General features: G+C 38.2%; 8 protein-coding genes, 4 tRNA genes and 2 pseudogenes. All 14 read left to right on the forward strand.

From position 1 onward, the window contains the following. Window positions 1-1534: FtsX-like permease family protein (locus L647_RS0117075; protein WP_024612127.1), on the forward strand; the 1534-nt coding region annotated here is incomplete at its 5' end. Window positions 1535-1665: 131 nt separating this feature from the next. Next, the gene (ruvC, locus tag L647_RS0117080; RefSeq protein ID WP_024612128.1) at window positions 1666-2190 is read left to right on the forward strand and encodes a crossover junction endodeoxyribonuclease RuvC; all 525 of its coding nucleotides are present in this window, start codon (window positions 1666-1668) and stop codon (window positions 2188-2190) included. Window positions 2191-2192: 2 nt separating this feature from the next. Further along, window positions 2193-2810 (forward strand): Holliday junction branch migration protein RuvA, encoded by a 618-nt coding sequence (gene ruvA, locus L647_RS0117085; RefSeq protein ID WP_024612129.1) that lies wholly within the window; start codon window positions 2193-2195, stop codon window positions 2808-2810. 7 nt (window positions 2811-2817) lie between these two features. Then, window positions 2818-3811 (forward strand): annotated as a pseudogene (gene ruvB / locus L647_RS01000000124480) (Holliday junction branch migration DNA helicase RuvB). Between the two features lie 1086 nt (window positions 3812-4897). Further along, window positions 4898-5602 (forward strand): protein TolQ, encoded by a 705-nt coding sequence (gene tolQ, locus L647_RS0117095; protein ID WP_024612130.1) that lies wholly within the window; start codon window positions 4898-4900, stop codon window positions 5600-5602. Beyond that, entirely contained in the window at window positions 5589-6020 is a 432-nt protein-coding gene (tolR, locus tag L647_RS0117100) for a protein TolR (protein ID WP_024612131.1), read from the forward strand. The genes tolQ and tolR overlap by 14 nt, the downstream gene beginning before the upstream one ends. Before the next feature lie 4 nt (window positions 6021-6024). Next, window positions 6025-6951 carry a cell envelope integrity protein TolA gene (gene tolA, locus L647_RS0117105; RefSeq protein WP_024612132.1) on the forward strand — a complete coding sequence of 309 codons (927 nt, stop codon included), beginning with the start codon at window positions 6025-6027 and terminating at the stop codon, window positions 6949-6951. Window positions 6952-6960: 9 nt separating this feature from the next. Next, a complete protein-coding gene (tolB, locus tag L647_RS0117110) occupies window positions 6961-8319 on the forward strand; it encodes a Tol-Pal system beta propeller repeat protein TolB (protein ID WP_024612133.1) in 1359 nt (452 codons plus the stop codon). Between the two features lie 34 nt (window positions 8320-8353). Then, on the forward strand, window positions 8354-8896 hold the full coding sequence (gene pal, locus L647_RS0117115; protein ID WP_024612134.1) for a peptidoglycan-associated lipoprotein Pal: 543 nt from the start codon (window positions 8354-8356) through the stop codon (window positions 8894-8896). Window positions 8897-8909: 13 nt separating this feature from the next. Further along, window positions 8910-9648: pseudogene (ybgF, locus tag L647_RS01000000124485) on the forward strand (tol-pal system protein YbgF). Between the two features lie 177 nt (window positions 9649-9825). Continuing rightward, a tRNA-Lys gene (locus L647_RS0117125) sits at window positions 9826-9901 on the forward strand. A gap of 60 nt (window positions 9902-9961) precedes the next feature. Beyond that, window positions 9962-10037, forward strand: a tRNA-Lys gene (locus L647_RS0117130). A 62-nt stretch (window positions 10038-10099) separates the two neighbouring features. Next, a tRNA-Lys gene (locus L647_RS0117135) sits at window positions 10100-10175 on the forward strand. 81 nt (window positions 10176-10256) lie between these two features. After that, a tRNA-Lys gene (locus L647_RS0117140) sits at window positions 10257-10332 on the forward strand. Window positions 10333-10334 lie beyond the last annotated feature (2 nt).

The raw sequence follows: 10334 nt of genomic DNA on the forward strand, positions 1-10334 counted from the left end.
TGGCTTGCAAGAAGTTGCAACGAGTTATTTATCAAAAAGTATGGGGACAGAGCTTCCTATGGGTGGTTTTAAGCCATGGTTAGTGGCTATTAGCACCGGTGTAATTTGTGCTGTTATGTTTTCTATTAAACCTTTGTTTGATTTATTTGATATTCCACCACTTCGCGTATTGCGTCGTAACTTAGGCGATAAACTTGCGGTAAGCCGTGTGCATTTAACTATGAGTGCATTAACCGTATTTTTATTAATGTGGTTATTTAGCAATAACATAAAAATTACACTTATTTTATTTACATCAACTCTTGCACTGATTGGCGTGTTGTTTGTTGTATCTAAACTTATATTTGGTGGCGGGCGTAAACTGGGTTTAAAACCAGGTAATAGTTGGTCACTGGCGATTGCTTCTATTCAAAAACGTGCGAATGTAAACGCGGTGCAGTTAATTAGTTTTTCACTCGCTATTAAGTTATTACTGTTTTTAGTGGTGCTTAAAAATGACATGATATCTGATTGGCAGTCGCAGTTACCTGATGATGCACCTAATGCATTTTTGGTTAATATTACACAAAACGATTTAGCGCCAATAAATGAGTATTTAGAACAGAAAAAAATTCAGGTATCTGAATTTTACCCAACTATACGTGGGCGCGTAAATGCGGTAAACGGCGAGCTGGTAGCACGCAGCGTATCACTGCAAGATAATGAAGAAAAAGATGAAGACGCGCGCTCAGGTATAGGCCGTGAACTTAATTTAACATGGCTAAAAGACGAACCCGCTCAAAACGAAGTAATAGAAGGCGAATGGTTTGGTGAAAACGCGGTAGCTGAGGCGTCTGTTGAAGAGTCGATGCTAGAGCGCTTAGATGTTAAAATAGGTGATACGCTGACTTTTTTAATAGGTGCGCAGTCGTTCGACGCTAAAATTACCAGCGTGCGTAAAGTTAATTGGGCAACACTTAAACCTAACTTTTTTATTATTTTGAGTCCCGATGTACTTGCTGATTTTCCGGCGACCTATATTTCGTCGGTGCGTATAAATCCAGAGCAAAAACGTGACTTTAGCCAGTTGCTTCGAACGTATCCTACTATTACAGCAATTGATATTGATAACTTTGTTAAGCAAATTCAATCAACCATTAAGCAGGTATCGCTTGCTATTGGGTTTGTACTGGCAATTGTTGTGTTATGTGGTGCGCTTGTACTTATATCGCAAGTACAAGCAAGCTTAGGCGAGCGCATGCAAGAAATTGTTATATTACGAACGCTTGGGGCTAAAAGCCGATTAATTAAAAATGCGACCTTGTATGAGTTTTTATTACTAGGTGGTTTGGCTGGCTTAGTAGCCGCATTTTTTAGCGATATAGCCTTATTAATTGTGCAACAACAAATGTTTGATCTTGCTGGTAAACTACACCCTCATATCTGGATTATTGGTCCAGTTGCTGGTGGTATATTTGTAGCTGGTTTAGGGTATTTTATGATTGCCCGAACGCTTAAGCAAAATACCCAAGGTTTGGTACGTGCTTTAGCATAAACCAAAAAGAGCAAAACCCTTTAAATGCCCACTTTATACGTGGGCATTTTTGTTTTTGCTTTGTACTGGTAATTTATACAGTGCTCTGGCATTATTAGCGTAATTTAAAAATAATAACAATGGAGCACTGTTTGGCCATAATTTTAGGGATCGATCCGGGCTCACGTTTGACCGGATATGGCGTTGTAGCACACCAAGGTTCTAAGTTTACGTATTTAGGCAGTGGCTGTATAAAACTAGCCGATCACCCTTTTCCAGTAAGACTTAAAATGATTTACCAAGGCATTACGCAGCTTATTGAACAGTTTTCGCCAGAAACCTTTGCCATTGAAAAAGTATTTATGGCGCACAACCCCGATTCAGCTTTAAAGCTAGGTCAAGCTAGAGGAGCCGCCATTGTTGGTGCTGCAATGGCTGATTTACCTGTATTTGAATATTCAGCCAGACAAATAAAACAAGCAGTGGTGGGCAACGGCGGCGCCGATAAAACACAAGTACAGCACATGGTAAAAAATATTTTAAAGCTACCAGGTACACCTCAAGCAGATGCAGCAGATGCACTAGCAATTGCAATTTGCCATGCTCACTCAGAACAAAATTTAATTAAACTAGCGGGCAGCGCAAGCAAAATCGTTAGAGGACGTTTAAGGAAATAAATATGATAGGTCGCTTAAATGGTATTTTAGTTGAAAAACAACCACCAGAGATATTACTAGAGGTAAGTGGTGTAGGTTATGAGGTGCAAATGCCTATGACCTGTTTTTACGACTTACCAAAAGTGGGTGAAAACGCGATTGTTTATACACACTTTGTAGTACGCGAAGACGCTCAACTTTTATTTGGTTTTAATAATAAAGTAGAACGCGCTTTATTTAGAGAGTTGTTAAAAGCAAATGGTGTGGGACCAAAACTTGGCTTAGCCATTCTATCGGGTATGTCGGCTAAACAATTTGTGAGTTGTGTGAATAACGAAGACTCAACATCGCTTGTTAAATTACCTGGTGTAGGTAAAAAAACAGCGGAACGTTTGGTGCTCGAAATGAAAGATCGATTAAAAGATTGGGGCAACGATTTATTTACACCATACAGCGATAGCGCTGTAATAGAACCATTAAGTGATGCACGTATTGCTAATAATGCAGCCGACGATGCTGTATCGGCACTGCTTGCGTTAGGTTATAAATTGCCACAGGCACAAAAAGCAGTAAAATCGGTAAGTAAACCAGATATGTCTACTGAGGTTCTTATTAAAGAATCTTTAAAATCAATGTTGTGAGTAACCCATGATTGAAGCGGATCGTTTAATTGATGCGACAGAAAAACCAAACGAAGACTCTATAGATCGCGCAATAAGGCCAAAGCTTTTAGCTGATTATAGAGGGCAACCGCATGTTAAACAGCAAATGGAAATTTTTATTGAAGCTGCGCGAACTCGCGGCGAAGCACTCGATCACCTTTTAATATTTGGTCCGCCAGGTTTAGGTAAAACAACGCTTGCGAACATTGTTGCCAACGAGTTACATGTAAGTATTAAAACAACATCAGGTCCGGTGTTAGAAAAAGCAGGTGATTTAGCAGCGCTACTGACTAATTTAGAAGAGGGCGACGTACTGTTTATTGACGAAATACACAGGTTAAGTCCGCAAGTTGAAGAAATACTCTATCCAGCAATGGAAGATTACCAACTTGACATAATGATTGGTGAAGGACCGGCTGCACGCTCTATAAAACTAGACTTACCTGCGTTTACGCTTATTGGTGCAACTACGCGAGCAGGTTCGCTAACATCGCCACTGCGTGACCGTTTTGGTATTGTCCAACGTTTAGAATTTTATTCGGTGGAAGACTTATCGCATATTGTTGGGCGTTCTGCGCATTATCTTGATTTAGAAATGTGTGAAGAGGGCGCAACCGAAATAGCACAACGCTCACGTGGTACGCCGCGTATTGCTAATCGCTTACTTCGTCGGGTACGTGACTACACGCAAGTAAAGTCAGATGGCACAGTAAATGCCGAGGTGGCAAAACAAGCACTCGATATGATTGATGTAGATAAAAGCGGTTTTGATTACATGGATCGTAAATATTTACTCGCCATTATTGAAAAGTTTATGGGTGGCCCCGTAGNCTGCGATTGGCGAAGAGCGAGAAACGATAGAAGATGTAATAGAACCTTTTTTGATTCAACAAGGTTTTATTCAACGTACACCCCGTGGAAGAATTGTGTCAGATAGCGCATATCATCACTTTGGTCTATTACCTACCAAAAAAGATTAGCCAATTAATAACGCTTGCTGCAGATATATGCAGTAAGCGAGTTTATTTGAGTCTTACTCATAATTAATGTACTTATTTAGCGTAAGAAAGTAGCAGCTAAAAAGCATAAACATACTAAAAAATACCCACATAATATTGTAAATACAACGTCTGTAAATGAGTTAACCGTTAATTCACAGGGCGTTAAGACTCGTGACGCTATTCTGCGTGCCATTCAAGGTAATACCTGTAATTGCTTAAATATCGAATTACAAGGTAATAACTGTATCCTATTTATTTTATTTAAATCACCAGTGATACTGTCGAATTAAATAACCCAATAGCGCCAAAAAATATGATTTGTATAAAACAATACTCTACGTTTGATTAACGCTTTTATAGATGTTGATAAATTGCAGGCAAAAAAAAGCCCGCAAATAATGCGGGCAAACAACAAGTTGAAGGGAATAATCTTGGAACTATGTTTTACAATCTAAGGTTTTATCCGAAAGAGTAAAACAATGTAATACGATAAATATCGGATTACGAAGAACTTGGCTTAATGAAACTATCTCATTCGGTGCGCTAGTTCGGTATGGAATGATAATACGTAAAATATGATTTTTGTTCAAACTAGAAAATTTGTATTTTCACATTAGAAAAACTAATTCCATGAGTTTTATTGTTGTTTTAATACTGAGCGTTAATTAATCGTTAATATTATAACTTAATGAAAAATAGAGTATATGTACTATTTATTATTAATTCTCAGCATTAGTTTTACTATTACATTAAGCTTGTTTAACGCTGGTTTTGAGTGCTTATGCACTTATTTTGAATAAACGAAGTGTTTTATGATGTTTTATTCGTATATTTAAGCACTTTTTAGACATGTGCTGTTATTTACAATTGAACTTAAAACTTACGATAAGTTGATAAAATTAAAATAAAGGTGATTTTCAACGTTTTTTGTTGATTATTCATAGCAATATCGTTGTCAGCTTGAAATGGACTATATACACTAGATGCAACTTTTGACTGTGTGAACGGTCATATTTATACAAATTAATTAATTTGACGTATTTTGAAACTATTTAGGAGTTTAACGTGGGATCAGGGCTTAATTTTTTAGATCTAATTTTAGAAGCCAGTTTGCTTGTTCAACTAGTAATGTTAGGACTAGTTGCTATGTCTGTAATGTCGTGGGCTATTATTTTTCAGCGTAAAAAAGCGATATCTGATGCTTTAGATAATGCTAAAAAGTTTGAGCAAAAGTTTTGGTCTGGTATTGATTTAAGCAAACTTTATAATGAAATATCGTCACGTAGTGGTCAATCACAAGGTATTGAAGCACTCTTTACTGCAGGCTTTAAAGAGTTTGCACGCCACAAGAAAAACACGTTTCAAAGCGCCAGTATTGTAATGGAAGGTACACACCGTTCAATGCGTGTTGCACTTTCTCGTGAAATAGAAAAAACAGAATCAAGCTTATCGTTTTTAGCAACGGTAGGTTCAATAAGCCCTTATATAGGTTTGTTTGGTACAGTGTGGGGTATTATGAATGCCTTTATTGCACTTGGTGAAGTTAAACAAGCTACGTTACAAATGGTAGCACCAGGTATTGCTGAAGCATTAATCGCTACTGCAATGGGTTTATTTGCAGCTATACCTGCGGTTATAGCTTATAACCGCTTTTCTAATAAAGTTGAAAAACTAGAATCTCACTATATTAACTTTATGGAAGAGTTTGCTAATATTTTACACCGTCAAGCAGCTACCCAAATAGAGGCCCAAGCGAATGTATCAGCGTAAAAAGCGCCGTCCGGTCGCAGAAATTAATGTAGTACCTTACATTGATGTAATGTTGGTGCTGCTTATTATATTTATGGCTACAGCTCCGCTTATTACACACGGTGTTAAAGTTGACTTACCAAAAATGGAAGAGTCTGATTTAGTTGATACAAAAGATGTACCACCTATTATTGCCTCTATCGATGCTGAGGGTAAATACTATGTAAGTGTAGGCACTGATCCTGAAGCGGCTATGGAAGCACTAGACGTGGCGGCAGTAATAAAATTACAATTAATGAAGAACCCTAATATACCTGTAATGATTAAAGGTTCAGGTAAAGTGTCGTATCAAGAAGTGTTACTTTTAATGGACTTTTTAAAGAATGCAGGTGTGCCATCAGTAGGATTAATGACAGAATCCTTTGAGGGGACAAAGTAACTGTATGAATAGTTCACTAATTAAGTCGGTGGTATTACATTTGGGTATTGGGGGATTTTTGTATGCGTCTGCAAATATTCATCCACCTGCACCAAAAGTAATGGAAGTAACGCTTAACTCGGCAATACCAGAAACAGAAAAAGCGGTATCGGCAGTTACTGTTGATCAAAAAATGGTTGAACAAAAAATTGCTGAGCTTAGAAAGAAAGATAAAGATAAAAAAAGTGCTGAAGATAAACGCATTCGTGATTTAGAACGCAGAGCAACCGATGCACGTAAAAAGCGTGAATCAGAAGCAAGGCACATTAAAAAGCTAGAGCAAGAACGCAAAGCTAAAGAAAAAGAAACAGCAGAGGCGCAAGCACAAGCTAAAAAAGCGCGTGCAATTGAGCAAAAAGAACGCGCTAAAGCAAAACAGGCTGAGAAAGAGAAACAAGAGTCTGAAAATGCGGCTAAAGCTGCTGCGGATAAACGAAAAACTGAAGAAGACGCGCTGAAAAAAGCAGAGGCTGAGCGTAAAAAACGCGAAATCGAGGCTAAAGAGCGTGCAAAAGAAGCTGAACGTAAGCGTGAACAAGCTATGCAAGAGCAAATGCTGCAAGAGCAACTTGCAAAAGAGCAGGCAGCACGTAGTAAAGTACGCCAACAGCAAGTACTTAGTGAAGTAGACAAATACCGCGCATTAATTATGGCGCGTATTCAGCAAAACTTACTTCAAGATGAAAAAATGAAAGGCAAGCAATGTCGAGTCAATATTCGTTTAGGTTTTAACGGCTTAGTAACGCAAGTTAAATCGTTAGGTGGTGATAAGTTAGTCTGTGAAGCTGTTATGAGAGCTATACGCTTGGCTGATACGTTACCAGTGTCTAAAGATAGAGATGTGTTTGAAGAGCTGAAAAATATTAACTTCACATTTGCGCCAGAGTTTTAAAGGAATTATATGTTTAACAAAATAAAAGTAGCCTTTTTAGTTTTATTATTAGGATTTCAAGGGATTGCACACGCAGCACTTGAAATTGTAATAACAGAAGGTATAGATGGCGCAAGACCAATTGCAATTGTTCCTTTCAAATACAATGGTGTTGGTCCAATTCCAGAGAAATTAAATGAGGTTATTGCTGCAGATTTAATGCGCAGTGGTAAATTTAAACCTATTGATATTGCACAAATGCCGCAACAACCAAGTAAAGATAGTGAAATTGACTACGCTGCTTGGGTTAATAAAGGCGCTGAAGCAATACTTGTTGGTGAAGTAGAGCAGCAAACAGACGGGCGCTACTTAGTACGCTACGAGTTAATTGATGTGATCCGTGGTCAAATAACGGGTGGCAACACGCAGATGATGAGTAATGGTAAATTAATAAAGAGCCAAGACCACATTTTAGAAGCGCGTGAAAGTGTTATTGGTGAAAGTGGCTTTCGTCGTTACTCACACAGAATTAGTGATGTTATTTACGAAAAGCTAACGGGTGAAAAGGGCGCATTTTTAACTAAAATTGCTTATGTAATAGTACGTGATGCTGATGCTAAACCATATCAGCTAGTCGTTGCTGATTACGATGGCTTCAATGAACAAGTATTACTACGCTCTAAAGAGCCATTAATGTCGCCAGCTTGGTCACCAGATGGTACTAAATTGGCATATGTAACGTTTGAAAACCGCCAAAGCCAAATTTATGTTCAAGATTTATATACGGGAAAACGTGAAATTATTGCCAGCTATGAAGGCATTAATGGAGCACCGCAGTTTTCACCGGATGGTAAAAAACTCCTGTTAGTACTTTCAAAAGATAAAGGTGGAGCAACTGAGGTTTACTTACTAGACTTAGTAACAGGTAAAGAAACACGCCTTACGCGCCATCGTAGTATCGATACAGAGCCATCTTGGTATCCAAATAGCCAAGATATTGTGTTTACATCTGAAAGGGGTGGTAATGCTCAGATTTATAAGTTAAATTTAAAAACTGGGCGTTCACAACGTTTAACTTTTGACGGCGACATGAACCTTGCAGGTTCAATAACGCCCGACGGTAAAGAATTAGTGATGGTAAACCGTACTAACGGTCAGTACCATCTTGCTAAGAAAGAGCTTGCTACAGGCGCGTTTCAAGTATTAACTCGAACTCGCCTAGATGAATCGCCGAGTATAGCGCCAAATGGCTCGATGATTATATATAGCACGCTTCATAATAACAAACAGGTACTTGCGCTAGTATCGATGGACGGTCGCTTTAAAGCACGCTTACCTGTGCTAGACGGACAAGTAAAGGCGCCAGCTTGGTCGCCATATTTACAGTAATATTACTGGTTTACTCAAAATAGGAATCTACTCAATGCAACTTAACAAAATACTTAAAGGCCTGCTAATTGCTGTGCCAGTAATGACATTAGCAGCTTGTAGCTCATCATCAGATATTGATGACGGCGCTGCAAATCAATCAAATCAAGGTGTTGTTGAGCAATCAGCAAACAATGATACAGTTGAAGTAGCTACAATTTCTCCTGAGCAACGTGCAGAAGAAGAACTTCGTCAAAAATACGAAGCACTACGTCAAGAGCAAGTAATCTACTTTGATTTTGATAAAGCGACAGTTGAAGGCAAATACGCTGAATTACTTCGCGCACACGCTGAGTTTTTAGTTCAAAACTCATCTGTTAAAGTATTAATCGAAGGTCATGCCGACGAACGTGGCACACCTGAGTACAATATTGCATTAGGTGAGCACCGTGGTAAAGCTGTTGAAAAATACCTACAAAGTTTAGGTGTTTCATCTAGCCAAATGTCAGTAGTAAGCTACGGTGAAGAGAAACCTATGGTTAAATCTCGCACTGAATCAGCTTTCGCTAAAAACCGCCGTGCGGTACTAGTTTACTAAGATAAGAGATATTATGAAGCCGAAAATTATTTTGGCAGCCATGATATTGAGCGGGAGCACCCAGNGCTGCTCCCGCTCCTGTTTCAGAAGCTGCAAGTTCACAGTCGAGTATAGAAAAGCGCTTAGCATCACTTGAAAATTTGATGCAAACGCGTAATTTTTTACAAGTAGAGTTACAGCAACAACTTAATTTATTACAAGATGAAGTAAGTCAAATTCGTGGTGTTACTGAAGAGCAAAGCTATAAGCTTGAAAAAGTACTTCAGCGCCAACGTGAACTTTATCAAGAAATAGAGAATCGTGTAAGCCAAGCTTATACGCAACCTGCTGCGGCACCTGCGCCTGATTACACGCAACAAAGTAATGCACAGACATATAGTAGTGATTTATCTGAAAACGAAGCTTACGAGCGTGCTGTTGCATTAATAATGAAAGATAAACGTTACGATCAGGCTATTCCTGAATTCCAAACGTTTTTAACTACGTATCCAAATTCGGTATATGCGTCTAATGCACATTATTGGCTTGGGCAATTACTGACTATTAAAAATATGCCAGTAAAAGCAATTGAGCATTTTAAAGTCGTTGTAAATGAATTTCCTAATTCAAATAAACGCCCAGATGCTTTATTAAAGTTAGGAACACTTTTACAAGAGCAAGGTTTAGCAGCTGAAGCAGAAAAAATACTGAACGATCTTATCAATCAGTATCCAAGTACAACTGCTGCAAAATTAGCCACAGATCGTTTATAAAAATAATTGAATGAGCTTGATTAGACTGCTTTTTGTCATAAGCGGTCTAAAATTGTCCAACTAGACATAAAAACTTAAAAAAAGAGACAATTTCGGTTGCACTCATTTTTTAAATAAGTATTATAAGCGCCCGCAGCAAACGAATGGTTACCCCACTCGAAATGCGGCAAAAAGAGCGGGTTATTAGCTCAGTTGGTAGAGCAGTTGACTTTTAATCAATTGGTCGATGGTTCAAATCCATCATAACCCACCATTTTTAAAATGGTCTTTTATCGGCGGATTTACGTAGTATTTAAAGTTGTTAAGTTAGAGCGGGTCATTAGCTCAGTTGGTAGAGCAGTTGACTTTTAATCAATTGGTCGATGGTTCAAATCCATCATGACCCACCATTTTTATTTAATAAATATAAATGGTTTAATTTAAACTTTAGTACAAAAATTTATATAAGAGCGGGTCATTAGCTCAGTTGGTAGAGCAGTTGACTTTTAATCAATTGGTCGATGGTTCAAATCCATCATGACCCACCATTCTTTATTAGTTATAATAAGAATGGCATCAATCGGCGGATTTACGTAAGCTTCATTCATAATTGAATAAGTGCATAGAGCGGGTTATTAGCTCAGTTGGTAGAGCAGTTGACTTTTAATCAATTGGTCGATGGTTCAAATCCATCATAACCCACCATT

The organism is Pseudoalteromonas sp. TB64 (assembly GCF_000498095.1).
Classification (GTDB): Bacteria; Pseudomonadota; Gammaproteobacteria; order Enterobacterales; family Alteromonadaceae; genus Pseudoalteromonas.

Coding starts and splice junctions, on each gene's coding strand:
- ruvA (WP_024612129.1), top strand. CDS start 2,193: ATGATAGGTCGCTTAAATGGTATTTTAGTTGAAAAACAACCACCAGAG.
- tolR (WP_024612131.1), top strand. CDS start 5,589: ATGTATCAGCGTAAAAAGCGCCGTCCGGTCGCAGAAATTAATGTAGTA.
- tolA (WP_024612132.1), top strand. CDS start 6,025: ATGAATAGTTCACTAATTAAGTCGGTGGTATTACATTTGGGTATTGGG.
- tolB (WP_024612133.1), top strand. CDS start 6,961: ATGTTTAACAAAATAAAAGTAGCCTTTTTAGTTTTATTATTAGGATTT.
- pal (WP_024612134.1), top strand. CDS start 8,354: ATGCAACTTAACAAAATACTTAAAGGCCTGCTAATTGCTGTGCCAGTA.